General features: G+C 41.1%; 22 protein-coding genes. 9 read left to right on the plus strand and 13 right to left on the minus strand.

All coding sequences use genetic code 11. From position 1 onward, the window contains the following. The 7 genes from rffA to tviB are packed head-to-tail and all read right to left on the minus strand — an operon-like array spanning window position 1 to window position 6713. Window positions 1–1131: a dTDP-4-amino-4,6-dideoxygalactose transaminase gene (gene rffA / locus FTU39_RS10165; RefSeq protein ID WP_180052123.1), complete on the minus strand. Its 1131-nt coding sequence runs from the start codon at window positions 1129–1131 to the stop codon at window positions 1–3. Beyond that, on the minus strand, window positions 1118–1813 hold the full coding sequence (locus FTU39_RS10170; protein ID WP_180052124.1) for a WbqC family protein: 696 nt from the start codon (window positions 1811–1813) through the stop codon (window positions 1118–1120). Before FTU39_RS10170 ends, rffA begins: the two co-directional genes overlap by 14 nt. Continuing rightward, entirely contained in the window at window positions 1810–2487 is a 678-nt protein-coding gene (locus tag FTU39_RS10175; RefSeq protein ID WP_180052125.1) for an acetyltransferase, read from the minus strand. The genes FTU39_RS10170 and FTU39_RS10175 overlap by 4 nt, the downstream gene beginning before the upstream one ends. Then, window positions 2469–3488, minus strand: coding sequence for a TDP-N-acetylfucosamine:lipid II N-acetylfucosaminyltransferase (locus FTU39_RS10180; protein ID WP_180052126.1), 1020 nt, complete (start codon window positions 3486–3488; stop codon window positions 2469–2471). The genes FTU39_RS10175 and FTU39_RS10180 overlap by 19 nt, the downstream gene beginning before the upstream one ends. Before the next feature lie 2 nt (window positions 3489–3490). Next, window positions 3491–4366 carry a glucose-1-phosphate thymidylyltransferase RfbA gene (rfbA, locus tag FTU39_RS10185; RefSeq protein WP_180052127.1) on the minus strand — a complete coding sequence of 292 codons (876 nt, stop codon included), beginning with the start codon at window positions 4364–4366 and terminating at the stop codon, window positions 3491–3493. Next, window positions 4366–5424, minus strand: a complete 1059-nt coding sequence (gene rfbB / locus FTU39_RS10190) for a dTDP-glucose 4,6-dehydratase (RefSeq protein ID WP_180052128.1) — start codon at window positions 5422–5424, stop codon at window positions 4366–4368. The genes rfbA and rfbB overlap by 1 nt, the downstream gene beginning before the upstream one ends. Window positions 5425–5435: 11 nt before the next feature. After that, window positions 5436–6713 (minus strand): Vi polysaccharide biosynthesis UDP-N-acetylglucosamine C-6 dehydrogenase TviB, encoded by a 1278-nt coding sequence (tviB, locus tag FTU39_RS10195; RefSeq protein ID WP_180052129.1) that lies wholly within the window; start codon window positions 6711–6713, stop codon window positions 5436–5438. Window positions 6714–7031: 318 nt separating this feature from the next. Between tviB and FTU39_RS10200 the strand changes: the two genes are divergently transcribed. From FTU39_RS10200 to FTU39_RS10220, 5 genes are all read left to right on the plus strand, one after another. Further along, on the plus strand, window positions 7032–8114 hold the full coding sequence (locus tag FTU39_RS10200; protein ID WP_180052130.1) for a polysaccharide biosynthesis/export family protein: 1083 nt from the start codon (window positions 7032–7034) through the stop codon (window positions 8112–8114). Further along, entirely contained in the window at window positions 8114–8542 is a 429-nt protein-coding gene (locus FTU39_RS10205) for a low molecular weight protein-tyrosine-phosphatase (RefSeq protein WP_168541898.1), read from the plus strand. The genes FTU39_RS10200 and FTU39_RS10205 overlap by 1 nt, the downstream gene beginning before the upstream one ends. Before the next feature lie 52 nt (window positions 8543–8594). After that, the gene (locus FTU39_RS10210; protein ID WP_180052131.1) at window positions 8595–10781 is read left to right on the plus strand and encodes a polysaccharide biosynthesis tyrosine autokinase; all 2187 of its coding nucleotides are present in this window, start codon (window positions 8595–8597) and stop codon (window positions 10779–10781) included. A 306-nt stretch (window positions 10782–11087) separates the two neighbouring features. Further along, entirely contained in the window at window positions 11088–11462 is a 375-nt protein-coding gene (locus FTU39_RS10215; RefSeq protein WP_167845641.1) for an endonuclease domain-containing protein, read from the plus strand. Window positions 11463–11638: 176 nt separating this feature from the next. Then, window positions 11639–13078, plus strand: a complete 1440-nt coding sequence (locus FTU39_RS10220) for a capsule assembly Wzi family protein (RefSeq protein WP_180052132.1) — start codon at window positions 11639–11641, stop codon at window positions 13076–13078. 117 nt (window positions 13079–13195) lie between these two features. On the opposite strand, the gene FTU39_RS10225 is transcribed toward FTU39_RS10220, so the two are convergent. Both FTU39_RS10225 and dapB read right to left on the minus strand, forming a co-directional pair. Continuing rightward, the gene (locus FTU39_RS10225) at window positions 13196–13813 is read right to left on the minus strand and encodes an START domain-containing protein (RefSeq protein WP_373683199.1); all 618 of its coding nucleotides are present in this window, start codon (window positions 13811–13813) and stop codon (window positions 13196–13198) included. Window positions 13814–13969: 156 nt separating this feature from the next. Continuing rightward, the gene (gene dapB, locus FTU39_RS10230) at window positions 13970–14791 is read right to left on the minus strand and encodes a 4-hydroxy-tetrahydrodipicolinate reductase (RefSeq protein ID WP_180052133.1); all 822 of its coding nucleotides are present in this window, start codon (window positions 14789–14791) and stop codon (window positions 13970–13972) included. 283 nt (window positions 14792–15074) lie between these two features. Between dapB and FTU39_RS10235 the strand changes: the two genes are divergently transcribed. Continuing rightward, the gene (locus tag FTU39_RS10235) at window positions 15075–15362 is read left to right on the plus strand and encodes a hypothetical protein (protein WP_180052134.1); all 288 of its coding nucleotides are present in this window, start codon (window positions 15075–15077) and stop codon (window positions 15360–15362) included. Between the two features lie 94 nt (window positions 15363–15456). Here the strand turns inward: FTU39_RS10235 and dnaJ are convergent, their stop codons facing one another. From dnaJ to FTU39_RS10255, 4 genes are all read right to left on the minus strand, one after another. Next, window positions 15457–16569, minus strand: coding sequence for a molecular chaperone DnaJ (dnaJ, locus tag FTU39_RS10240; RefSeq protein WP_180052135.1), 1113 nt, complete (start codon window positions 16567–16569; stop codon window positions 15457–15459). 129 nt (window positions 16570–16698) lie between these two features. After that, window positions 16699–17076: a hypothetical protein gene (locus tag FTU39_RS10245; protein WP_180052136.1), complete on the minus strand. Its 378-nt coding sequence runs from the start codon at window positions 17074–17076 to the stop codon at window positions 16699–16701. A gap of 135 nt (window positions 17077–17211) precedes the next feature. Continuing rightward, window positions 17212–20346, minus strand: coding sequence for an efflux RND transporter permease subunit (locus FTU39_RS10250; protein ID WP_180052137.1), 3135 nt, complete (start codon window positions 20344–20346; stop codon window positions 17212–17214). A 3-nt stretch (window positions 20347–20349) separates the two neighbouring features. Beyond that, window positions 20350–21489, minus strand: a complete 1140-nt coding sequence (locus tag FTU39_RS10255; protein ID WP_180052138.1) for an efflux RND transporter periplasmic adaptor subunit — start codon at window positions 21487–21489, stop codon at window positions 20350–20352. Between the two features lie 147 nt (window positions 21490–21636). Between FTU39_RS10255 and FTU39_RS10260 the strand changes: the two genes are divergently transcribed. The 3 genes from FTU39_RS10260 to FTU39_RS10270 all read left to right on the plus strand — a co-directional run. Beyond that, complete coding sequence (locus FTU39_RS10260; protein WP_180052139.1) at window positions 21637–22260, plus strand: TetR/AcrR family transcriptional regulator; 624 nt, start codon at window positions 21637–21639, stop codon at window positions 22258–22260. A 159-nt stretch (window positions 22261–22419) separates the two neighbouring features. Further along, the gene (ppc, locus tag FTU39_RS10265) at window positions 22420–25104 is read left to right on the plus strand and encodes a phosphoenolpyruvate carboxylase (RefSeq protein ID WP_180052140.1); all 2685 of its coding nucleotides are present in this window, start codon (window positions 22420–22422) and stop codon (window positions 25102–25104) included. 441 nt (window positions 25105–25545) lie between these two features. Next, the coding region (locus FTU39_RS10270; protein ID WP_179994298.1) for a hypothetical protein at window positions 25546–26010 on the plus strand (465 nt) is incomplete at its 3' end.

Consider the following 26010-nt stretch of genomic DNA (forward strand, 5'->3'; position numbering starts at 1 on the left):
CTACTCAAAATATTTATAAATAGAAGCTACAACCATTTCAACTTCAGAATTTGTCATTCCATACCATAGTGGTAATCGGATTGTTTTTTCACTTTCAGAAGTAGTAAAATTATCACACCCATGAAATTTAGTTACCTTTTCACCAAAAGGTGACGAATGTAGTGGAACATAATGAAAAACGGCGGAAATATCTGATTTTTTTAAATGCTCCAATAATTCTGTTCTTTGAGTAAGATCCTTGACCTTTATATAGAACATATGAGCATTATGCTTACATTCATTCGGTATATTCGCCAAACTTAAAAAGTTTTGATCTTCTAACGGTTTCAAGGCTTGATAATAATTATTCCAAGTTTTTAATCTTACCTCATTTATTTCATTGGCTCCTTCTAATTGTGCGAATAAATAAGCAGCCTGTAGTTCACTTGGTAAATAGCTGCTACCAATATCACTCCATGTGTATTTATCTACCATACCACGGAAAAACTGACTTCGGTTTGTTCCCTTTTCACGAATAATTTCAGCACGTTCTATGAAGTTTTCATCATTAATCAGTAACAAACCACCTTCACCACCGCTAGTATAGTTTTTGGTCTCATGAAAACTATATGTACCTAAATGCCCAATAGTGCCTAATGCTTTACCTTTATATGTAGACATCATCCCTTGAGCAGAATCTTCAACTACAAATAAATTATATTTATGTGCCAATGACATAATAGTATCCATCTCACACGCAACACCTGCATAGTGGACTGGCACAATAGCTTTAGTTTTATGCGTAATCGCGGCTTCTATTTTTGTCTCATCAATGTTCATCGTATCGGGACGAATATCAACAAATACTATTTTTGCTCCTCGTAACACAAAGGCATTAGCAGTGCTCACAAATGTGTAACTTGGCATAATCACTTCATCACCTTGCTTGATATCAAGCAAAATTGCAGCCAATTCTAATGCATGTGTACAAGATGGCATTAATAAAGTTTTTTTACACAATAAGTGCTGCTCAAACCATTGCTGACATAATTTAGAGTATTTTCCATCACCAGATAGTTTTTTACTTTCAATAGCATCTACAATATATTTGATTTCTGTTCCAAGCACAGGTGATTTATTAAATGGTAGCATTTGCATATCTCATAAATTTATAGGATTCTTTACCACAGTTAAACATTAAATCTAAAATACTCACACTGTGTTGAAATTCTCCCCATAACTGAGGGTATTCAGAATAATTAGGATACTCAAACCACTCAAGTTGAATTTTACTTTTATCAAAAAGAGCTTGGTCAATATAATCTTTCGCAGCAGGCCCAGAGACATAAACGTCTGCTTTAGATTTTTCACATAAATCCACAAGTCTTTCTGTTTTCCCCTCTATTAACCCATAATCCCAACAATACGTAATAGGAGTTAAAATACCTAAATAATTACAAATAGATTTTATTAAGCTTACATTTAACTCTGTAAGTGAATTTAAACTTTCATCCATTAAAATAGGTTTGATAAAAGAAAAAATTTCTTCAAAAAAAGGAGATTTTTTATAGTTAGCTTCTAAAACCTTACAATGCTTCTCTCGCCAATTATTATCTATAAATAGCACTTCTCTTATTTTACGATTAGTATTAGAACCTACAGGAATTGACAACCAATAGAGTCCTTGAGGAGTTTTGATTTTATTTCGATTACGCCAATCCCTTGTAGTAAATTGCATATCATCATAAATAATAAATTCATCGACATAAGAAATAAGATCAAAGTATCCTTTCCAAGGAATATAATTTGATTGCAAGATTGCCACTTTTTTCATGAAATTTTTATACCCTCTTGATGATATCCTAACATTTTAGAAGGACTACCTATCCATTTACTACAATTAACAGTATTACTTAATTGAAGTGATTTAGCACCTATTAAACTCTCATTCAATATATGTAGATTTTGTAATATTGTACTATTAAAACCAATAAAACATAAATCTTCTATTCTTGTAAAACCACCAATAATAGTTCCTGCTGCAATAAAATTATGATTACCAATTTTACTATCATGACAAACCACAACAGATGACCAAATAATATTATTATTTCCTATTTGTGCATTTGGTTCTATTATTACACCATGTAGTATTGCATTATTCTCACCTAACTTTATATTAGGAGAAAGAATTGCCTTTGAACTCACATAACTTACAAGATCATATCCTTTATTTTTTGCTTTATTAAACATATGCTCTCTGGCTCTCATATTTCCATAGCCAATAGCAACAAACATCTTAAAACTATCAATTTTAAAATCTTTCTCTATGGTTTCAAACTCATAAACTTTTAATCCATAAATTTCTTTATCACTTATATATTTTTTATCAGCACAAAACGCAACTACATCAAAACTAGTATCGCTTTTAAAATACCAATATATTTGTTTAGCAAAATCGCCATTGCCATAAATAATAATTTTTTCCATTATAGAATTTTCGCCCATTGATTTTTCAAATTTTGCAATGAAAAATATGCCATCAAGATTTCTGAATTTTTTTCCGGTGAAAAATTTTCAAAGATATCCAGATCTTTTATATCAAAAGTTTTTACATTTAAATTGTTGAAAAACTCTTTTTGTGTTGTACCCTCTTTCAAATACACTTTTTTTCCCATAGCCAAAAGATTAATGGTATTTCCCATAGCTTGTTGTCTTTGGTGATTAAATACAGCAATATCGATATTTTTTAAAAAACATATATATTCATTATATGGTATAAATTCAGTTATACCGATAAATCTATCGCCAAATAGTGATTTTCCATAATCAATAACTTTTTTTGCATAATCTTTATCACCATAGGATAAAGGCACATAGATCTGAATATCTTCATTTTTAAATTTAGCAAGTTTATCTAAAGCATCAAAATGATTATTCGTTGGATCAGCAGAATTTCCGACCAAAATATTGATATTTTTTTTATTATTTTCAGATACTGGAATGTTACTAGCAATAACATTGCTTAAATATCCAATTGTTTCTATGTATTCCCCCCTAGCACCATAATGTCTACGTGCCAAATCAACATCACCCTTCACATAAGTTAATAAAAAACCTATGCGCTTAATAACAAAGCCTCTTATCATTTCTTTAAGTTTATATTTCAGACTATTTTTAGGAAACATGAAAGAATATAGATCCCCCCCCCATATTACCCAATAGCATTTTTTAAGGAGATAAGGATTACAAGCTAAAATTATGAAAACATTAAAATTTAATAGACTATGTAAAATTATCTTGTCTGCTGAGCACATCAACCTGAGTAGCAACAAATATCCTCTTCGACCACAATGCTGAAAAGTTTGAGAGTCCGATTCATATGAATATTTTTCAGCATCGCCCAACATATAAAACTGATTTTCCTCTATGGGAAACTCATCTCTAACGAAGTTTAAAAATGGGGGAATAAATTTATCTAGAAGACAAACATGTAAGTTACTAGACATTATTAATCCACTAAAGAAATTAGATATTGACCATAATCATTTTTACTCATGCTCTGACCAATTTCTAAAACCTGTTCTTTACTCAGCCAACTATTATTCAGGGCGATTTCTTCCAAGCACGCGACTTTATAACCCTGACGTTTTTCAATGGTTTCTACAAACTGAGCAGCCTCCAGTAAGCTTGCATGTGTGCCTGTATCTAACCATGCAAAACCACGTCCAAGCAGCTCTACATTTAAATCACCACGCTCTAAATACATCTGGTTTACAGTTGTAATTTCTAACTCACCACGTTCAGAAGGCTTCACTTGTTTCGCAATTTGAATCACATCATTGTCATAAAAATACAAACCGGTGACTGCAAAGTGAGATTTAGGTTGTTTAGGTTTTTCTTCTAGAGAAATTGCGCGTTTTTGTTCGTCAAATTCAACCACACCAAAACGCTCAGGGTCTTTCACCTGATAGCCAAATACCGTTGCACCTTTTTGACGTGCGACGGCTTGACGTAGCATTGGGGTAAAACCTTGACCATAAAAAATATTGTCGCCAAGTACTAAGCAAACATTCCTATCCCCAATAAAACTTTCACCAATTATAAAAGCCTGTGCCAAGCCGTCTGGGTTAGGTTGGACGGCATATTCAAGCTGAATTCCAAATTGAGCACCATCACCCAATAAACGTTTAAAACCATCTATATCTTCAGGAGTACTAATAATGAGTACTTCACGAATACCTGCAAGCATAAGTACAGAAAGCGGGTAATACACCATTGGTTTATCATAAATAGGCAATAATTGCTTAGATACACCCTTAGTAATGGGATATAAACGTGTACCTGAACCGCCTGCTAAAATAATACCTTTTGTTGTATTTGACATTATGAATTTACACCTAATCTTTCGCGTTGGTAACTGCCATCTTGCACTCGATGACACCAGTCCAAGTTATTTAAATACCATTCTACCGTTTTACGGATTCCCGTTTCAAAAGTTTCTGTTGGCGTCCAGCCTAATTCATTTTGAATTTTTGTAGCATCAATCGCATAGCGTAAGTCATGCCCAGGGCGGTCTTTTACAAATGTAATCAGTGATTCATAAGTTTGACCGTTGGCTTGTGGTTTTAACTCATCCAAAATTTTACAAATGGTTTTGACCACCTCTATATTCTGCTTTTCATTATGACCACCAATATTATAGGCTTCCCCCACTACACCTTCGGTCACCACTTTATATAAAGCACGTGCATGATCTTCTACAAATAACCAATCCCGAATTTGCTGACCATTCCCATATACAGGTAAAGGTTTAGCATCCAGTGCATTTAGAATCACCAAGGGAATCAACTTTTCAGGAAAGTGATATGGACCGTAATTATTCGAGCAATTAGTCACAATTACAGGCAAACTATAAGTTCTGTGCCAAGCACGAACTAAATGATCAGAACTGGCTTTAGAGGCAGAATATGGAGAGCTTGGCGCATATGAAGTCGTTTCAGTAAATAAATCTGTCGTGACTTCTAAGTCACCATAAACTTCATCAGTTGAAATATGATGAAAACGAAAGTTTTGTTGCGCTTCAGCATCAAGCCCCATCCAATACTTTCGAGCAGCTTCCAATAAAGTATAAGTTCCCACAATATTAGTTTGAATAAATGCTGCAGGACCATCAATTGAGCGGTCTACATGCGACTCTGCAGCTAAATGCATAATTGCATGAGGTTGAAATGCATCTATTGCAGCTGTAATTTGTTCTGTATCACAAATATCAATTTGTTTGAACTCATAGTTCGGGTGTTGATCAATTTCTTTTAACGACTCTAAATTGCCCGCATAAGTCAGTTTATCGATATTTAGAACTTGGTTATTGGTATTTTGAATAATATGGCGAATCACCGCTGAACCAATAAATCCTGCACCGCCAGTCACTAAAATTTTCATAGTTTCCTTTATTATAAGCGTATATCTACATCTGTATGATTTAAAATATATTTTAAATCGTATAAAACATATTTTTCTTTAGCCAATGCTTTAAATTCATCTATAGACATCTGTTTAAATTGATCATGCGCAACTGCTAAAACAATGGCATCATATTTACCGTTCGCCAAACTAGCAACAGGATCTATACCATATTCCTTTGCAGCGTCTAACGGATCCACCCATGGGTCATAAATATCTAAATCTAAATCATATTCTTTTAAAGCTTTGACCATATCTACAATTTTAGTATTGCGAATATCTGGACAGTTTTCTTTAAAACTCAAGCCCATCACTAAAATTTTTGAACCAACCACTTGTATACGCTGCTTCACCATCTCTTTAATCAATTGTGTTGCAACATATTCACCCATACGGTCATTTAAACGACGTGCCGCTAAAATAATTTCTGGATGCAGGCCTAAAGATTGGGCTTTATGGGTTAAATAATATGGGTCTACCCCAATACAGTGCCCACCCACCAAACCAGGGCGGAAAGGTAAAAAATTCCACTTGGTTCCTGCAGCCTGCAACACAGCTTCAGTATCTATACCCAATTTATTAAAAATAACGGCCAATTCATTAATTAAAGCAATATTCACATCACGCTGGGTATTTTCAATGACCTTTGCAGCCTCTGCCACTTTTATACTTGGTGCTTTATGCGTACCTGCAGTCACAATCAGTTGATAGACTGCATCCACAAAGTCTGCAACTTCTGGGGTGGAACCCGAAGTTACTTTTAAAATATTGGTCACACGGTGCAGCTTATCGCCTGGGTTAATCCGTTCTGGGCTATAGCCTGCAAAAAAATCCTGATTGAATTTTAAGCCTGACACTTGTTCTAAAACTGGAATACAGGCTTCTTCGGTAGCACCGGGGTAAACGGTAGACTCATACACCACCACATCGCCTTTTTTAAGTACTTTCCCAATACTGGTAGAGGCTTTAATGAGCGGGGTCAAATCGGGTTGTTTAAACTCATCAATTGGGGTTGGAACAGTCACAATAAAAAAGTTGCAGCTGCGTAAGTCATCTAAATTGGCTGAATAGCTTAAATGTATCGCTTGTTTAAGTTCTTCTGAAGACACCTCTAAAGTATGATCTTGCCCACTCTGTAATTCTTGTATACGTTTTTGCTGAATATCAAATCCCACAACAGGCAGCTGCTTGCCAAATTCAACCGCTAAGGGTAAACCGACATAGCCTAAACCAATAATGGCAATTTTTAGGTCTGAAAGCTGTAGCATTTGAGCGCCTTTAAATTTATATCTGTATTTTATGAAGAATGAATCTTTCGGCAGGAATACTAGCAGAAATTTATGAAATTTCTATTATGATTTGTGCTCAAATTACTTGAAACAGGCCATAGTGTATATTTTTTGTGAATATTAACTTTTTTATTCAGAAGCAGTTCATAATTTCGGAACTTTATCCTTTTATACTTTAAGGGCGTCTACTCGATTATGCAAATCGATTACAAATTGCTATGTACCTATTTTATAAGTTCGGTAAAATGACAGCAATTTATCCACTACGATTTTAAAAAATTAATAATGGGATCTCGCGTGCGACACTTTCAACTGGCTATTTTATTGGCATGTGGCATTGCCACTACGGGGTGCGCTGTCACCTCTGGTTTACAAACCTACGACTTACCTCACGAAGGGGTTTACACCACCGACTTGGGTACAGCGGTCAATGTGATTAAACTCACCCAAGACTCAATGCTTGCGGTGCAACCTGCTGTCCACAATATTCAACAAGACTATGCGCATTTATTTCATACACCACAGCGTCAATATACCTTAAGTTCAGGCGATATTCTCTCTATCTATTTATGGGCATATCCTGAAATTTCTGGGAGTAATTCTGATCCGAATAATGGTTATCAGATTGACTCACAGGGTTATATTCGGTTTCCCATTATTGGGCGTTACAAGGCGGCTGGTAAGTCTTTAGCGCAAGTGAATCGTGAGTTACGTGGTCAATTGGCACGTTATTTAAAAACCCCAGACGTGATTGTGCGGGTGCTGTCTTACCAAGGGCAGCGATACTCGGTACAAGGCAATGTTATGAAAGGTGGGCAGTTCTATTTAAATGATCAACCTGTAAGTGTCTATACCGCCTTAGGTATGGCAGGCGGGGTCAATGCCCAACAAGGTGACAATGCTTCTATGACTTTAGTGCGTCAGGGGCGTAGCTATCAACTCAATACCGTAGAGTTGGAAAAAGCAGGCTTGTCATTGCACAACTTACTCATCCAGCCGAATGATACCTTGTATGTCAACAACCGTGAAAATCAAAAAATTTATGTGATGGGTGAATCGGGTAAAAATCAATCGCTCCCTATGCGTGATCAAGGCATGAGCTTAAGCGATGTATTGGGTGAAAGCCTAGGCTTAAACCCACTGTCTGCCAGCCGCAGTAAAATTTATGTGGTCCGCAGTCAACCCAATGCAGCACATACTGAAGTCTATCACATGGATTTAACCAGCATTGCCGACTTTGGTCTGGCCAATCAGTTTAAAATGCGCAGCAATGATATTGTCTATGTCGATGCTTCAGGCTTGGCACGCTGGCAACGTGTCGTGAATCAGATTATTCCATTCTCAAATGCTTTATATAACCTAGATCGTTTGGGGAACTAATGAAAATTAATCACATTTTGGTGGTGTGTATTGGCAATATTTGCCGTAGCCCCATGGCAGAATACTTTTTAAAACAGCAGTACCCACACTTACAGATTGAATCTGCAGGTATTTCAGGCTTGGTGGGTCATGCAGCCGATGACAAAGCCTGTTTATGTATGCAACGTCACGGCATCGACATGAGTCCACACGTGGCAAAAAAACTCAATGCAGACTTAATTAAAAAAGCCGACCTGATTTTGGTGATGAGCCAAAATCAACAAAAGCATGTGGAACAAACTTGGCCCTTTGCCAAAGGCAAAACTTTTAGATTGGGGCACTGGCAAAGTAAAAACGTTGCTGACCCATATCAGCACGATCAGGCCGTATTTGATGAGACCTGTGCGTTAATTCAAGCCTGCATTGCCGACTGGAAAAAATATATCTAGTTTATTGATATTCTAGTTGTTTTTAAAATTCTACTTTTTTGATATTTAAACTATGAGCCAAACCGCCAACACCGAAGATACCATTGATTTAAAGGAATTATTTTTTTCCTTAATCGCACAATGGAAAATGATTACCCTTTGCGTTCTACTCAGTATTGTCTGCGCTTTACTGTATTTAAGAACTACGCCAGACACCTATGCAGTAGATGCTTTGGTACAGGTTGAGGACAGTAAAGGGGCCTCTGCAGCATTATTGGGTGATTTGTCCAATATGATTGAGCAGAAATCACCTGCACAAGCTGAAATTGAAATTTTAAAATCACGTTTGGTGTTGGGCAGCGTGATTGACCATCTAAATTTAAATATTCGCGTTTCGGGTACAGAAGACAGTTTCTGGAATCGTTTAATTGCCAAGCATGAATATGACAGTGAATATTCATCTCAGTCAGTGCTATTTAAAGACAATCAAAAAAGTTTTGATATCCGCCAGTTCGATATCCCGCAATATTTTCAAGATAAAAACTTAATTTTAAAATTTGCACAAGGCAAATACAGCCTAACCGATGCAGCAACCGAACAGGTGGTTTTTTCTGCACCTTTAAACCAAGCCAGTCAATTACAGTCTGAATTTGGGCTGTGGAAAGTCGCAATTTTTAGTCAAGACAGCTTTAACACTGCCTATAACATCCAAAAACAAAGCTTACCTGCTGCCATGAAAAGCTTAACTGCCAACTATTCAGTAGCAGAAAAAGGCAAGTTAACAGGCGTGTTGGGGCTGAATTACCAAGGGTCAGACAAACAACACATTACCCAAGTACTGAATGCCATTTTAGCAGCGTATAGCCAACAAAATATTGAGCGTCGTAGTGCAGAAACAGCACAGACCTTAAAGTTTTTGGAAGACCAACTCCCAGAACTTAAACAACAATTAGATGTCGCAGAACGTGAATTTAACCGTTTCCGCCAACAGTTTAATACAGTCGATGTGACCAAAGAATCTGAGTTGTATTTAACCCAAAGTATTACTTTGGAAACCCAAAAAGCGCAGTTAGAGCAACAAGTGGCTGAAGCTGCTGCCAAATACACCAATGAGCACCCTGTCATGCAGCAAATGAATGCGCAACTGGGTGCGATTAACAAACGAATTGCTGAATTAGACGGCACACTTAAACGCTTACCTGAACTACAACGCCAATATTTACAACTGTTCCGTGAAGTAGAAGTCAAACAACAGCTGTATACAGGCTTGCTTAACTCATACCAACAACTGCGGATTGCTAAAGCAGGTGAAATTGGTAATGTGCGTATTGTCGATACTGCAGTAGAGCCGATTGAGCCAATTAAACCAAAGAAATTACAAATTTTAATTTTGTCCGTTTTCTTGGGTGGCTTCTTGGGCACATTGTTGGCCTTACTGCGTAATATGTTGCGTTCAGGTATTAAAGACTCGAATCAGATTGAAAATGAACTGGATTTACCTGTTTATGCCACTGTGCCACGTTCACCTGTGCAAGAAAGCCGTATTAAAATTCTGAAAAAGAAAAAGAATATTCCTATTCTTGCGGTTAAAAACAGTGATGATATTGCCATTGAAAGCCTGCGCAGCATGCGTACTGCTATTCACTTTGCTTTAAGCAGTGCCAAAAACAATATCATTATGATTTCTAGCCCTGCACCGGAGTTGGGTAAATCGTTTATTTCAACTAACCTAGCCACCATTTTGGCGCAAAGTGATAAGCGCGTATTATTGATTGATGCCGATTTACGTCGTGGTTATATGCACAAATACTTTAATTATGACCCTAAGCCTGGCTTAACCGAATACCTGAATGGTCAGCAAGAGTTAGGCAGTATTGTACGCAGTACTGAGGTTGAAAATTTAAGCATCATCAGTCGCGGCAAAAGCCCTGCTAATCCGTCAGAGTTGTTGAGTACGCAAAAATTTGCAGATATGCTCACGCACTTGTCGAGCCAGTTTGACCATATTCTGATTGATACCCCGCCAGTTCTTGCGGTCACCGATGGGATTATTATTTCACAATATGCGGGTGTGAATTTGGTGGTGGCACGTTATGGCAAGACGCAAATGAAAGAGCTTGAACTGACTGTCAACCGCTTTGAACAAGCTGGCGTGAAAGTCAACGGCTTTATTTTGAATGATATTCAACGTGAAGCGGGCGGTTATGGCTATGGTTATAACTATGCCTATGCCTATAAAGCCAATAAGAATGAGGATTGATTTAATCAATCTGCACTGCTGGTGCTAGGCTTCCCCCTTTGTCAAAGATGAGCTATATATAGCAAAAGCCACCAACGTTAAAATCCCTCCTAACCTCCCTTTAAAAAAGGGAGGAATGTTTCATTACAAAGCCTCTGCTTGTGCTAGCCTCCCCTTTGAAAAAGGTGAGCTATATGCTCGTGCTAACCTCCCCCTTTATCAAAGGGGGATTGAGGGGGATTAAAAAAATCTAAAAAGATGAGCTATGTATGTCACAAGAAAGCTAATTAAAAATAAACCACTTTTTAAAACAAAGAATAAAAAACCATGCAACCCTATAACAAAAATTTAAAATATAACGCACGACAGTTAAGAAACAATATGACCGAAGCAGAACAAAAACTCTGGTTACGACTGCGTCAAAAACAAATCTTGGGCTTACAGTTTTATCGGCAAAAGCCTATTCTGAATTTTATTGTAGATTTTTACTGTCCTGCGGCAAGTTTAATTATTGAATGCGATGGCAGCCAACATTTGAACGAAAAAGGCTTAAAGTATGATTTATTACGTGATCAGGCTTTAACACAGTTAAATTTAACGGTGTTAAGATTTAACAATTTACAAATTTTGCATGAACTCGATGCAGTCGTCCAAACGATTGAAAATGTGATTTTAAGTCAACACGCTGATAATCCCTCCTAGCCTCCCTTTAAAAAGGGTGGGAGCATTTATTACAAAGCCCTTACTAGTGCTAGCCTCCACCGTTTACAGAAGAACTTTCTTCTGAAATTTACAACAATACTCAACAATTCAAATTGCAAAACTCCACTCAAAAACCTATCTTGGTTACAGTTTATAAACGCTGAGAATATATAAGCATGTTTGCACCTAAAGCGCTGCTGGCGACACTGGCATTAAGCTCATCCTTAACCTTTGCCCAAGGCATTGTCTTAAATAACCAAAACTTACGTACCGATTTAAACTGGCTAAATCAGCAAGGCGTCATTCAAATTAGTACGTCAACTTGGCCAATGAGCGGTGATGAAATTCAACGTGCACTTTCTCAAGCCAAAGTCAGCAACAACAATCATCAAAAAGTCATCGATGCAGTTGTGGCACATTTAAATGCTAATAACCAACTGCTCAAAGCCTCGCTTTTTGCAGAAACAGATCAAAAGAATATTCCACAGGCCTTTGGCGACCAACAAAAAGCACAATATCAAGCAGGTTTGGAACTCAATGCAGGCAATCAAAACTGGGATGCTAAAATTAGGGTCAATGCAGAAAAAGATCCACAAATTGACAACGATCAAGATGTCAATGTTGAAGGTTCGTATATTGCAGCCAAACTTTGGAATCAATGGCTCATTGCAGGGCAAATTCCAACATATTGGGGTCCTGCACATGATGGCAGTTTAATTCGTGGCGATGCTAGCCGCCCAGTTTACGGCGTAACTATGCAACGTGCTGAACAACAAGCTTTCAGCAACAAATGGTTATCATGGATTGGTCCATGGCAATATCAAGCCTTTGCAGGTCAGTTGCAGGATTATGATGCTGTACCCGATGCCAAATTAATTGGTTTACGTGTCACTGCACAACCGCTGCCTTATTTGGAATTGGGTGCTTCACGTGCCTTTCAATGGGGTGGTGAAAATCGTCCAGAAAGTTTTGACTCATTCTGGGATGCGGTGATTGGTAAAGATAATGTGTATGGAGATACTCCTAACCCATCTAACCAAGTGGCAGGCTTTGATGCACGCTTAAACCTACAGCCATTGCTACAAGTGCCAATGGGTGTTTATGCACAATATGCTGGTGAAGATGAAGCAGGCGGCTTACCTTCAAAAAAAATGTATTTGGCTGGGGTAGACTATTCATCAAGCTATCAGAATATGCCGTTCCAACTCTATACCGAATGGGCTGACACCCGTACCAACGGTAAAGCACAAGGTATCACTTATAATCACAGCATCTATACCGATGGTTTCTATCAACATGGTTATCCTTTAGCGCATGCTATTGGCGGTGATGGACAAATGATTTCAGTCGGTGGTGATATTCGTTTTGATCGTATGAACCGCGTGAATGCACGTATGTTGTTTGCTAAATTGAATGAATCAAACCGCGCAACCAACCAAGCTTTCCCAGAAAAAGATCAGTTAAAAGCTTTGGATTTGACTTGGACACACTATTTACGCCCAGATATTCCACTTAAACTGAATGGCTGGATCAGCGATTCAGATGTCCATGGCAATGATGGCGGTGCATCGATTGGCATTGAATTTCCTTTAGAAAAAGGGCTGTTTTCATATTAAGTCCATTTAAATTACAGCACACACTTTAGCAGTCTGTAAAATAAAAAATGGATGAAATCAGCACAGATTTCATCCATTTTATTTTGCATCATGCTCTAAAGCCCACACAGGCTAAACTTAACGTAAAATTTCAGGCAATCCCTTATAATTACGGTTTTTACCCAATTCAATTTTCATCTTTTGCAGCATTTGATACGGTTGTTGCTGCACAAACATATTCACAAAGCTTAAAGGAATGGCACCTTCAGGGTTGGCATAGCCATAGGTACTGACCTTTACTTTCTGATTGCCCAATTTCTGAAAGGTCCAGTCGCCTTCATAATCCTGAATGCGTACATAATCTGGGTTCAAGGGATAGCCCCCCTCAATGGCTTTATTTTGAATACTAACCATACCTTGAGCATCTTTACTCATTTTACCTTTGACCACCAAATCACGATCTTTTAGCGGAAAAGGAAAATCCAGCACCATATACAGCAAGAACTCACCTTTTTGGTCATCACGTGACAGGACTTTGACACTGCCCACATAAGGCACCCATTTCACGGCATGATCGACATCTAAAATTAAAGCAGCAGCTTTTTCTAAAGGTACATTGAAGGTGGTTTCGGCCTTATACAAAAACACCGGGCTAGACTGCTGTTGAAAGGTCCAGACTTTAATATTGTTTTTATGTATGCTCAGTTTGGCATGTTCAAGGCTTTGCGCATGCGTGATACAGCTACAGGCGATCATGCCAAGAATTGGCAGAATTTTTTTCATTATCTTGTGCATCTTATTTTAGTTTTATGTGGGGTCTGATGCGTCATCATCCATGACATCAGACCCTAGTTTTAACTGCAGATCACGATTTGTTCAAGCAGTTTTTATTATTTTATCGTCAGCGGCGATTTAAACTTGAATATCGTTAAAGCCAAGTACATCTTTCATGTCGTATTTACGGGCTTCACGTCCAACCACCCAAGCAGCTGCACGAACAGCACCTGCAGCAAAGTTCATACGGTTGGTGGCTTTATGGGTAATTTCCACACGCTCGCCATCGGCAATAAACATCGCAGTATGTTCACCCACAATGTCGCCACCACGAATGGTTTGGAAACCAATGCTCTTGCGTTCACGTGACCCTGTGTGTCCTTCGCGGCAGTAAACAGCATCGTGTTTTAAATCACGACCTAAGGTTGCTGCAATGGCCTCGCCCATCATTAATGCCGTGCCTGATGGTGCATCGACTTTATGACGATGATGCGCTTCAATCACTTCAATATCTACACTATCACCAAAGACTTTGGCTGCCAATTCCAACAGTTTAATAGATACGTTTACCCCAACTGAATAGTTGGCGGCATACACTACTGGCGTCTGTTGAGCCGATTCTTCTAAGAGTGCTTTTTGTTCATCATTCATGCCTGTGGTGCCAATCACAATCGCCACGCCTGCTTCACGGCAAAGTTTTAAGTGCTGTGCTGTCGCGGCGGGTGCGGTAAAGTCGATTACGACATCACAGTCAGCTAATACTTGTTCTAGGCTGCCCACGACTTTCACACCGAGTGTGCCCACACCTGCCAGCTCTCCCGCATCTGCCCCCAAGAGACTGCTTTCTGGGCGTTCGACTGCAGCTGCCAATTGGTAGCCTGCTTCTTGAACGGCTTGAATTAAGATGCGTCCCATACGGCCGCCTGCGCCTAATACACCAATGCGTGGAGTTGCTGACATAGCATATTCCTAAAATAGATTCTAAATTGTGCTTACTATAGCAAAACTCGCTGCCTAGACTAAGTTTGTCTGCCAAGTTTTTGGGTTTATTTTTATCCGAAAGCAAGCCGAGCTGTACTGCTGATGGTCACTTTACACACCTCAGGCAAACTTTTATCGAAGCGATGCTAAAAATTTATCTGAAAATGCTGATTTTTTATTTTTATTTCACAAATTTGCAAACTTGTATGCGCAGACTAGCCTGCACGAATGATAACAACTGCAAAAATTAAAGGGGATTTACATGCATTCGAAGAAAATTGTATTGGCATTATTGTTGGGCATGAGCACAGCATCCGTATTTGCAGAGCCTGCACTTCAAGAAGGTGATACGCTTGAAAGCCTGTCTAAAGTCCGTATTAGCGTGACGCTACAAGAACCTCTTGCTGTTGAAGTCGATGCATCTGAACTAGAAGAAACAGCACCAACGGAAAATGTGGTTGTTGCAACCGTTCAACCACAAACTACCGTTGAAACAGCAACGACTGAAATGGTGGATGTTTTAGAGATTGATGTACCTGAAGTCGAATAAGAGTACAGCAGATACAACAAAGGCGATCTTCAAGATCGCCTTTATTTTTGAGTTTAGATGAGGTCGTGCTTTGACATACCTAGCCTAGGTTTCCTTAATCAAACAAACGATCAAAGAAAGACTTCTTCTTTGGTGATGACTGACTGCCCTCACCTTCCATCGTCGTCTGTAATTCTTTTAACAATTCACGCTGACGTGCAGTTAAATTCACAGGTGTTTCCACCACAATACGGCAGAGCAAATCGCCCTGCATACTGCTACGCACAGGTTTTACCCCTTTACCACGCAAACGGAACAATTTACCCGTTTGTGTTCCCTCAGGCACTTTCAGACTCACGCGACCATCTAGAGTCGGAATTTCAATTTCCTTACCTAAAGCAGCATCGGCAATGCTGACAGGTACATCCATATATAGGTCGGCACCATCACGCTGGAAGATTTCATGCTCGCGCACCACTACTTCTACGTATAAATCTCCCGATTGACCATCACGAATGGCTTCACCTTTACCTGTTAAGCGTACGCGGTCGCCATTGTCCACCCCTGCAGGAATGGTCACTTCAAGAGTTTGTTGACGGTCTGACACCCCCGAACCATGACATTTTTTACATGGATTCTTGATGATTTTGCCCTGACCACGACAGGTACTACAAGTTTGCTGTACCGAGAAGAACCCTTGTTGCATGCGTACTTGACCCGCACCATGACAGGTTGGACAAGTTTCAACATCATTTGGATTTTCTGAGCCTTTACCATCACAAGCTTCACATGGCGCAGGTGCTGTAAAGGTGATGGTTTTCTTAACGCCTTTGACTGCTTCTTCAAGCGTCAATTCCATCACATAGCGTAAGTCTGAACCACGGCGTTGACGTTGCTGGCCACGCCCCCCCCCACCAAAGGCTCCACCGAAAATATCCCCAAACTGGCTAAAGATGTCTTCTGCACTAAAACCACCGAAGCCACCGCCGCCGCCCATACCACCTTCAAAGGCTTGATGGCCCATACGGTCGTACATGCTGCGTTTTTCGCTGTCTGACAGAACTTCATACGCTTCTGAAGCTTCTTTAAACTTCTCTTCAGCTTCAGGATTGTCCGGGTTACGGTCTGGATGATATTTCATCGCCAACTTACGGTAGGCTTTTTTAATTTCATCATCACTAGCGGTTTTAGAGACGCCCAAAACCTCATAATAATCACGTTTAGCCATGTCTGGCGATGCTCCTCACGGAATTCTATTTAAAACTTAACTGAAGTCTGAAATTGGGGTCAAACTGAGTTTTACAAGGGAAAGCTGTTAAAAATTTTAGCTGAAGTGCTTTAGATGAAGTTCAAGCCATTAGAACACAGCTTTATTTTTCAAAAATTTGGATAGCCCTTTAATCCAAGCATTGATTAAAAACAAGAAGGCAATCACGGCAAAGACGACACCTGCCACGGTGCAAGCTTTGACCCATAAAAAGGCATCCCAAGGAAAGAAGGCCAATGGAATAAACCACAATGCAGCAAACATTGCCAATACTGTATAAATCAGCACATTACGCATGATCCATAAAGCCTGTGCCTGTAACCAGACTTCAGTGCTATCGACCACAATCACTTTTCGTGCATACCAATACGCCAATGCACCACTCACCACAGTAAATAAAGCAAAAAACATAAACACGTAAGAGATCGCGACAGACCGGCGAAACTTTACCAAGTTATCTTGCTTCATAATGTGATTTAACCCCATCTGTGCCATGCTTTATTTTTTAATCTGGCGCATGCTGTAACGTATGCAAAGGCTGAAAAATATAAGGTGCTACTATATTGAAATTTTCCAAGTTTCGCACCCGTTATTATGTCACTTTTACAGATTATGTGGATTTTTTTTCACTTTAAACCACTGTGCATATAATGCAGGTAAAAAGAACAGGGTTAATAGGGTCGCGACAATTAATCCGCCCATAATCGCCACAGCCATCGGGCCAAAGAAAATACTGCGAGAAAGTGGAATCATGGCCAATACTGCCGCCAAAGCGGTCAGTACAATTGGACGACAACGGCGCACCGTAGCGTTAATAATCGCGTCCCACTGCGATTCCCCAGCCCGAATATCCTGCTCAATCTGATCAATTAAAATCAAAGAATTGCGCATGATCATGCCCGATAAGGCAATGGTGCCGAGCATCGCCACAAAACCAAAGGGTTTGTTAAACAGCAACAGGAACAATACCACGCCAATAATGCCTAGTGGAGCAGTCAAAAATACAATAAATGCACGTGACATGCTGCGCAGCTGAATCATCAACAAGGTCATCACCACAGCCAAGAAAAACGGCATACCCGCATTGACTGACTTTTGCCCTCGTGCCGACTCTTCAACCGTGCCACCCACTTCAATTAAATAGCCACTTGGCAACTTTTCACGCAGGGCCGCCATCGGTTCAGACAGTTCTGCCACCACCGTTGCAGGTTGCAAATTGCTACGAATATCACCACGTACGGTAATGGTCGGCAAGCGGTTACGATGCCAAATTAAACCCTCTTCAAAACGGTATTCAATCTGTGCAATTTGCGCCAACGGCACCGATGTTCCACGTGAAGTCGGTATGGCCAAGCTGCTTAAAGATGCGACATCTAGGCGCTCAGTTTGATCGCCACGTAAACGAATTTCAATCAGTTCACGTTTTTCACGATACTGATTGATTGCTGCGCCACTGATAGAGCTATTGAGGAAGTTAGCCAAATCCAGACTCGACACTCCCATTTGACGGGCACGGTCTTGATCAATCTGCAATTGAATGACTTTGCTCGGCTCACCCCAATCTAAATGCACATTGGTGCTGTTTGGGTTGGCACTGATGGTGGCTGCGACTTGCTGCGCCCATTGTCGTACTTGTGCCAAGTCTTCGCCTGACACGCGAAATTGCAATGGATAACCCACAGGCGGACCATTTTCCAATAACGACACGCGAGTACGCACCTCTGGCAATAACAAGCGAATTTGCTCTGATAAATTACGACGAATTTCATTGCGGTCTTCTAAGGACGATGCCAACACCACAAATTGGGCAAAACTGGCTTGCGGCAATTGCTGATCTAAGGGCAAATAGAAACGCGGTGAGCCTGTGCCGACATAGGCCACATAATTGTCGATACCTTGTTGTTGCGCCAAGAACTTTTCAACTTTTTTAACGGCTGCCTCTGTGGCTGTTAAAGACGCACCTTCTTCAAGTTTTAAATCGACTAAAATTTCTGCCCGATTGGAAGGTGGGAAAAATTGCTGTGGTACCAATTTAAACATCGCAATTGACAGTACAAATATGCCAACTGTGATTGCAATGACGGTTTTTCGATAGCGCACACAAGTATTGACCCAACTACGAAACACTTGATAAAAGCGGGTTTGATATGGGTCGTGCAATTCACCTACGTGCTGTAGCACAGGCTGCGGCTCAGCTTGTTTGCGTAAACGCGCCCAAAGACGTTGATACCATGGCACTCGCTGTGCATGGCGCTGAAAATCTGGCAATAATTTATCACCCAAATACGGCACAAATAATACTGCGGCAAACCATGACACTACTAAAGCAATGGTCACTACCTGAAAAATTGAACGGGTATATTCCCCTGTACTTGATGCTGCTGTGGCAATCGGTAAAAAGCCTGCTGCGGTAATCAATGTACCAGTCAACATTGGGAAGGCAGTGGTACGCCACGCATGACCTGCGGCTTGCAAGCGGCTATAGCCCTGCTCCATCTTAATTGCCATCATTTCAATGGCGATAATGGCATCATCCACGAGCAATCCGAGGGCTAAAATAAGCGCACCGAGTGAAATTTTGTGCAGTCCGACATCAAACAAATGCATACCTGCAAAAGTCATCGCCAAGACCAGTGGAATGGAAAATGCCACCACCAAGCCCGTGCGAAAACCCAGTGAAAAGAAGCTGACCAAGAGCACGATAATCACCGCCTCAGCCAACACTTTCATAAATTCATTGACGCTGTGTTTTACCGCAACAGGCTGATCAGAAACTTTTTGCAGTTGCATGCCCAAAGGCAAGGTCTTTTGCAAACGGGCAAATTCAGTTTCCAGATTTTCACCCAAAGCCAGAATATCACCGCCTTTACGCATCGACACCGCAATGCCAATGCCATTTTCGCCCATAAAGCGCATACGCGGTTGAGCAGGTTCGCTAAACCCACGATAGACCTCGGCAACATCGCCCAGTTGAATGGTGGTGCCATTCACCAACAGCGGCATTTGTTTCAACTCATCGACACTGTGCAACGCACCGCTGACACGCACCTGAATACGGTCTGAATGGGTTTCAAAAAAACCTGCGCTTGCCATGCTGTTTTGTTGTTGTAAGGCTTGCTGAATCGCGGTAACAGGAATACCAAGTTGTGCGGCTTTGGTGTTAGATAACTCAATCCAAATTTTTTGATCTTGCAAACCGACCAAATTAACTTTGGCAACATCTTTGACTCGCTGTAATTGTAGCTGCAAACGGTCGGCATATTCTTTGAGGGTGGCGTAGTCATAGTCTGCGCCTGTCAGCACATAAATATTGCCAAAAGTGTCGCCAAATTCATCATTAAAAAATGGGCCTTGTACCCCTTGCGGCAATTCATGACGAATATCATTGACCTTTTTGCGCACCTTGTACCAAACATCTGGAATTTGGCTAGAACGCATGGAATCTTTGGCAATAAAAGTCACCATGGACTCGCCCGGACGCGAATAAGCCATGATGCGTTCATAGTCGCCCGTGCTCATCAATTCTTTTTCGATGCGGTCGGTGACTTGTAACGAGACCTCTTTGGCGCTCGCTCCCGGCCAATAGGTTTGAATCACCATCACTTTAAAGGTAAACGGTGGATCTTCACTTTGTGCCAGTTTGGAATAGGAAAAAATCCCGACAATGCCCAACAGCAGCATCAAGTAGACCACTAGACCTTTATTTTTCAGCGCCCATTCGGATAAGTTAAAATTCATATTTTAACGCTCCGTCTGTGTGGCCGCAGAAGCTGCCTGAGCTGTAGGATTGACTGCCTGTACAGCTTGATTGTCACGGTTAATCGGGCGAATTTTTTGTCGATCACGCAGTAAATGCACCCCACCCATCACCACATAATCTTGCGGCTGTAAGCCACTCAGTACAGGCACGCTGTCACGTCCATAAGCGCCCAATGTAACAGGAATTTGGCGCACGGTTGAGTCTGGCTGTAAGACCAAAACAAAAGCTTGTTGCCCTGTTGCCGACACGCTAGATAAAGGCACATATAAACCCTGATTGGCTTGGCGAGTCAGAAATACCCGCGCACTTTGCCCCAATTGAATCTGTGCATTGCCTTCACGTAAAGCCACTTTGACTTTAAAAGTACGCGACTGATCTGCCGCAGGGGAAATTTCTCGAACCGTACCTGCAAAACGGGTATCGGGTTGTGACCATAAACTTACCGTTGCCTCTTGCCCGACTCGAATTTCACCCACCGCTTGTTCAGGCACGCCAATCACGACTTCACGCTCCCCATCAATCGCCAATTGATAAGCGACCTGCCCTGCCGCTAAAACCTGCCCAACTTCAATATTGCGTTCAGTAATCACACCATTTTTTGTGGCACGTAACTGGTTATAGTCGGTTTGATTGCTGCTAACTGCATAATTGGACTGCGCCTGTTTCAACTGCGCCATAGCATGTTGATACTGGTTTTTGACTGCATCATATTGCGAGCGACTGACGGCATTCATGGGTAATAATTGCTGAAAACGCTGTAACTCATCACTGGCAATTTTTGCAGCAGATTGCGCACTTTCCAGTTGCGCACGCGCGGCATTGAGCTGTAATGCGGCATCTTGCACATCCAGTTTTGCTAAGACTTGCCCAACTTTGACCTGATCTCCCACATCGACAAAACGCTGTGTAACTTGCCCTGCAACCCGAAATGCCAAAGCCGTTTGCTGACGTGCTTGCACCTCGCCTGCATAGCTTTTTTGCTCAAGATGTAAACTGCTAGGCTGGGTTACCATTACCAAAGGGACTTCCTGTTCAACCTCGTTTTTTTGCTTACTGCATCCAATTAGGGTGATACAGCACAGCAGCATCAGGCTGGCAATGAGATTCTGAGTCGTGTTCATCAGGTTTGCTCTTATTTAAACGTTTTTTTTAGGGCAGAATAGGCGTTATATTAAATTGATTAGTTTTTAATTAATATACCACTGGGTACACTAATTAAAAACTGCAGCGTCATTTCAAGATTTACAGGTGTAAATTAGGATCAACTAGTGCAGCTTAATGTCGGACGACCAAAAGATTTAGAAAAACGCCAACGCATTTTAATGTCGGCAAAACACTTGTTTTTAAAACTGGGCTTTCATGGTTCAAGTATGAATCAGATTGCGCGTGAAGCAGGTGTGACCAAATTAACGGTCTATAATCACTTTCAAGACAAAGCCACGCTGTTTTCCTGTGCCATTGAAGAAACCTGTGAAAGCCTACTTAATGCCCAGCCCTTGCACTTAAGTGCAAATAGCGATTTTCGGCAGGCTTTATACCAAGCCTGTGAACTGTCCTTAACTTTGGTGAATATGCCTGAGGCAATTAAGCTGGAACATCTATTGATGGAACTGGCCTCTGAGCAAAATCCGTTGGCATTACAGTTTTACAATGCCTCACATGCCAAACTCAGAGCCATGTGGGAAAACTTCTTCCGCCAAGCCGTTGCATTACAGTTTATTGAAGCAGATGCGCCCAAAACCCAAACTGAACTGATTGTGTCGCTCCTGCATGGTTTACGCCACCATGAAGTCCTACTTGGTGTAAGAGCCGTACCTACCCCAACAGAATGTCAGCACATTATTAATCACGCCATTGAAATTTTTATGCTGCGTTTTGCTCTAAAAGCCTGATCTCCAACCCTATATTTCTCTCCTAAATACTGCTGCTTGGCACTATAAGCTCAGATGCGCAAAATCCATGCAACTTTTGTAGATAGCCCGCTTGGATTGTAGATAAATCGGGGTATAGTCTTTTTAGAGTAGAAAAACACAGAACATGGAGAACAACGAATGATTCAACAAATTGATGCTCCTCTACGCGATGACGTACGCTTACTTGGGAACTTGCTGGGCGAAACCCTCAAGTTACACGCAGGACAAGATTTGTTTAATCAGGTCGAACAAATTCGTGCTTTATCTAAAGGCGCGCGCGATGGACAAGCCGAAGCTGAAAAACAGCTCGAACAACTATTTTTAAGCCTCGAAGATGATGAAATCTTACCGCTGACCCGTGCCTTTACCCACTTCCTGAACTTTGCCAACATTGCCGAGCAATACCATGTGGTGCGCAGCCGTCGTCAGAGTGAGTTTGATGAACATGCGGTTTCTCCCAACCCTTTAGACCGCTTATTTGAAAAATTTAAACACCATGAAATTTCTGCAGAAACTTTGTTTCAACAAGTCTGTGAACTAAAAATTGAACTGGTACTGACTGCACACCCAACTGAAGTCAGCCGTCGTACCCTGATTCAAAAATATGACGATATTAATGACTGCCTATTTAAAATGGATCAGCAAAAACTGACCCCACGTGAACGTCAGGCAGTTTTGGCAGATTTAAAACAGCTGATCAGCTCGGCTTGGCAAACCGATGAAATTCGTCAGCATCGCCCAACTCCAGTCGATGAAGCCAAATGGGGCTTTACCACCATAGAGCAGACCTTATGGAATGCCGTGCCTAAATTCATGCGTGAATTAGACGGCATTGTGCAAGAACATTGTGGGCAAAACTTGCCGCTAACCGTTGCCCCTGTGCGTTTTGCTTCATGGATGGGTGGTGACCGTGATGGCAACCCCAATGTCACTCATAAAGTCACTCAAGAAGTGCTGTGGCTATCACGCTGGAAAGCTGCAGAATTATATTTACGCGATATTGAAAACTTGCGTTGGGAACTCTCGATTCAGCAATGCAGCCCAGAACTGGCCGATGCCTTAGGACATTTCCATGCAGAGCCATATCGTGAATATTTACGTGACACTCGCGAACGTCTAAAAGCCACCCGTGATTGGTTGGCTGCCAAATTACAAGGCAAAGATGGCGATGACAGCTTGGTGATTAAAAGCAAAGATGAACTGTTACAGCCTTTATTGCTGTGTTATCGCTCACTCACCGCTTGCCAGCTATCAGAGATTGCCAATGGCAAATTGTTGGATCTGATTCATCGGGTCAACTGTTTTGGCATTGAATTACTGAAACTGGATATTCGTCAGGAGTCTGGACGTCATCGTCAAGCCATTTCAGCTATTACCGAATACTTAGGTTTGGGCAATTTTGAAACTTGGACAGAACAGGCACGTCAAAACTTCTTGCTACAAGAATTACAAAGCAAGCGTCCGTTATTGCCAAAATTCATGCAGGAACCTGCACAAAGTCTGATTCAACACCCAGATGTGCAAGAAGTCTTTGCTACGATGCGTACTTTGGCTGCACAGCCGCAGGAAAGCTTGGGTGCTTATATTATTTCCATGGCGGAATATCCAAGTGATGTGTTGGCGGTATTATTGTTGCAAAAAGAAGCAGGCATTCAGCATCCTTTACGTGTGGTGCCACTGTTTGAAACCCTGAAAGACTTGGATGGGGCTGCTCAGACCATGAATACCCTATTTAATATGCATTGGTACAAGCAGCATATTCAGGGCAAACATGAGGTGATGATTGGCTACTCAGACTCCGCCAAAGATGCAGGTTTCATGTCTGCCAACTGGGCACAGTACCGCGCGCAGGAAGAACTGACTGCGGTAGCGCAGCAACATGCTGTGCAGCTGACTTTATTCCATGGTCGTGGTGGTTCCATCAGCCGTGGCGGTGCGCCAACGCAACAAGCATTGTTCTCACAACCTCCAGGGTCTATTTCAGGTGCAATTCGCGTCACCGAACAAGGTGAAATGATTCGCTTTAAATTTGGGCTTGAAGGGGTTGCCTTACAAAATCTGGAAGTCTATACCGCTGCAACCTTAGAAGCGACGCTGATGCCACCACCTGTGCCGAAAGCAGAATGGCGCGAGCTGATGGATAACATGACCGAACTTTCGGTGCAGGTCTATCGTCAAACCGTGCGTGAAAATCCGCATTTTGTGAAATATTTACGCACTGTCACGCCAGAGCTGGAATTGCAAATGTTGCCACTCGGTTCACGTCCCGCGAAACGTAAAGTGAGCGGTGGAATTGAATCCTTACGTGCCATTCCATGGGTATTTGCATGGACACAAATCCGTTTGATGCTGCCTGCTTGGTTAGGGACAGGCGCAGCAATTAACCAAACGCTCGATCAGGGACAAAAAGCCACTTTGGATGAAATGCTCAGCGATTGGCCGTATTTCCAGACTTTGATTGATATGCTGGAAATGGTGTTGTCTAAAGCCGACAGCAATATTGCCCTGTACTACGAATCTAACCTGACCGATGACGAAGACTTAAAACAACTGGGTGAGCAACTCCGTCAACGTCTGCGTGATGCTGTGACGACTTTACTGACCCTTAAAGGTGAATCGCAATTGCTCAGCAGCAATGATGTGCTAGATCAATCGATGCGGGTGCGTAAACCTTATTTATTGCCACTGCATTTGCTACAGGCAGAATTGATGAAACGTCGTCGTTTGTATTTGGCAGAACAGCATGCCGAACATACCCCTGTCGATCATGCCCTCATGGTGAGTATTGCAGGGATTGCAGCAGGCTTACGCAATACAGGTTAAGACCTAACGAATAGCACAACAAGCAGAGTCATGCTCTGCTTGTGGCTCATTCACTCACTTAAACATGATTTGGGACGGATGACTACATATTAGGCTAAGTAGAAAAAATCATAAAAAAACATGATAACTGGCATTTTTTATGATTTCTGTCTCAACTTATTTGAATTATGCTTAGATTAGACAATAAATAAGAGTTTGGACTTGCCTATGCCAGAAAGCTCTACAATGACGACTTTATTAAAGCTAAAAATTTTTAATTTTTTCAAGGGTATAAAAATCTCCTCAGTTTAAATAACATCCAAAAATCACGTGTCGTCAGTGGCTTGGTTTTTTTCTTTCATTTACTCTTTTTAGTGGTACTTTGGCTCAGTCAAAGCCAACCCCTGTTTACCCCATACATGCTGCCATGGGTATTGGGTTGTTTAATATTGTATTTGCTGATTGCCTTGGTCTTTATATGTCATCAGCTATCGTATTCCTGAAAATCAGACCACACTCTATTATTTTCCAATTCTGTGTTTAGGCTTTTATAGCAGCTCACTCATGAGTATTGGCTATTTTCTGGGTCAAATGACGGTACTCACAGGCGTATTTACCATTGGCTCCATTTTTACAGGCTTATTGTTGTTTAAACGCAGCATTATCTTTTGGGGCACCATTCCCTGCTTGGTGGTATTTTACGGTGGTTCTTTGCTGACCTTGCGCAATATTATCCCCTATGCGCCCGTTTTTCAGCCCTATACGTTTACCAGTGCGGAATTCCAAAATTTCATGCTCATCAATAACTTGATTGGCAGCACCATCATTGGTGTTCTGTTGGCCATTTTATTTAATACTTTTTTGGGACGCTGGATGATTCGTGAAGAACATCAGCAACAACTAATTCTGCTTGATCCACTCACCCAA

Origin of the sequence: Acinetobacter sp. YH12099 (assembly GCF_013419195.1) — a bacterium.
GTDB lineage: Bacteria > Pseudomonadota > Gammaproteobacteria > Pseudomonadales > Moraxellaceae > Acinetobacter > Acinetobacter towneri.

Coding starts and splice junctions, on each gene's coding strand:
- rffA (WP_180052123.1), bottom strand. CDS start 1,131: ATGCTACCATTTAATAAATCACCTGTGCTTGGAACAGAAATCAAATAT.
- FTU39_RS10170 (WP_180052124.1), bottom strand. CDS start 1,813: ATGAAAAAAGTGGCAATCTTGCAATCAAATTATATTCCTTGGAAAGGA.
- FTU39_RS10175 (WP_180052125.1), bottom strand. CDS start 2,487: ATGGGCGAAAATTCTATAATGGAAAAAATTATTATTTATGGCAATGGC.
- FTU39_RS10180 (WP_180052126.1), bottom strand. CDS start 3,488: ATGTCTAGTAACTTACATGTTTGTCTTCTAGATAAATTTATTCCCCCA.
- rfbA (WP_180052127.1), bottom strand. CDS start 4,366: ATGTCAAATACAACAAAAGGTATTATTTTAGCAGGCGGTTCAGGTACA.
- rfbB (WP_180052128.1), bottom strand. CDS start 5,424: ATGAAAATTTTAGTGACTGGCGGTGCAGGATTTATTGGTTCAGCGGTG.
- tviB (WP_180052129.1), bottom strand. CDS start 6,713: ATGCTACAGCTTTCAGACCTAAAAATTGCCATTATTGGTTTAGGCTAT.
- FTU39_RS10205 (WP_168541898.1), top strand. CDS start 8,114: ATGAAAATTAATCACATTTTGGTGGTGTGTATTGGCAATATTTGCCGT.
- FTU39_RS10210 (WP_180052131.1), top strand. CDS start 8,595: ATGAGCCAAACCGCCAACACCGAAGATACCATTGATTTAAAGGAATTA.
- FTU39_RS10215 (WP_167845641.1), top strand. CDS start 11,088: ATGCAACCCTATAACAAAAATTTAAAATATAACGCACGACAGTTAAGA.
- FTU39_RS10220 (WP_180052132.1), top strand. CDS start 11,639: ATGTTTGCACCTAAAGCGCTGCTGGCGACACTGGCATTAAGCTCATCC.
- FTU39_RS10225 (WP_373683199.1), bottom strand. CDS start 13,813: ATGATCGCCTGTAGCTGTATCACGCATGCGCAAAGCCTTGAACATGCC.
- dapB (WP_180052133.1), bottom strand. CDS start 14,791: ATGTCAGCAACTCCACGCATTGGTGTATTAGGCGCAGGCGGCCGTATG.
- FTU39_RS10235 (WP_180052134.1), top strand. CDS start 15,075: ATGCATTCGAAGAAAATTGTATTGGCATTATTGTTGGGCATGAGCACA.
- dnaJ (WP_180052135.1), bottom strand. CDS start 16,569: ATGGCTAAACGTGATTATTATGAGGTTTTGGGCGTCTCTAAAACCGCT.
- FTU39_RS10245 (WP_180052136.1), bottom strand. CDS start 17,076: ATGAAGCAAGATAACTTGGTAAAGTTTCGCCGGTCTGTCGCGATCTCT.
- FTU39_RS10250 (WP_180052137.1), bottom strand. CDS start 20,346: ATGAATTTTAACTTATCCGAATGGGCGCTGAAAAATAAAGGTCTAGTG.
- FTU39_RS10255 (WP_180052138.1), bottom strand. CDS start 21,489: ATGAACACGACTCAGAATCTCATTGCCAGCCTGATGCTGCTGTGCTGT.
- ppc (WP_180052140.1), top strand. CDS start 22,420: ATGATTCAACAAATTGATGCTCCTCTACGCGATGACGTACGCTTACTT.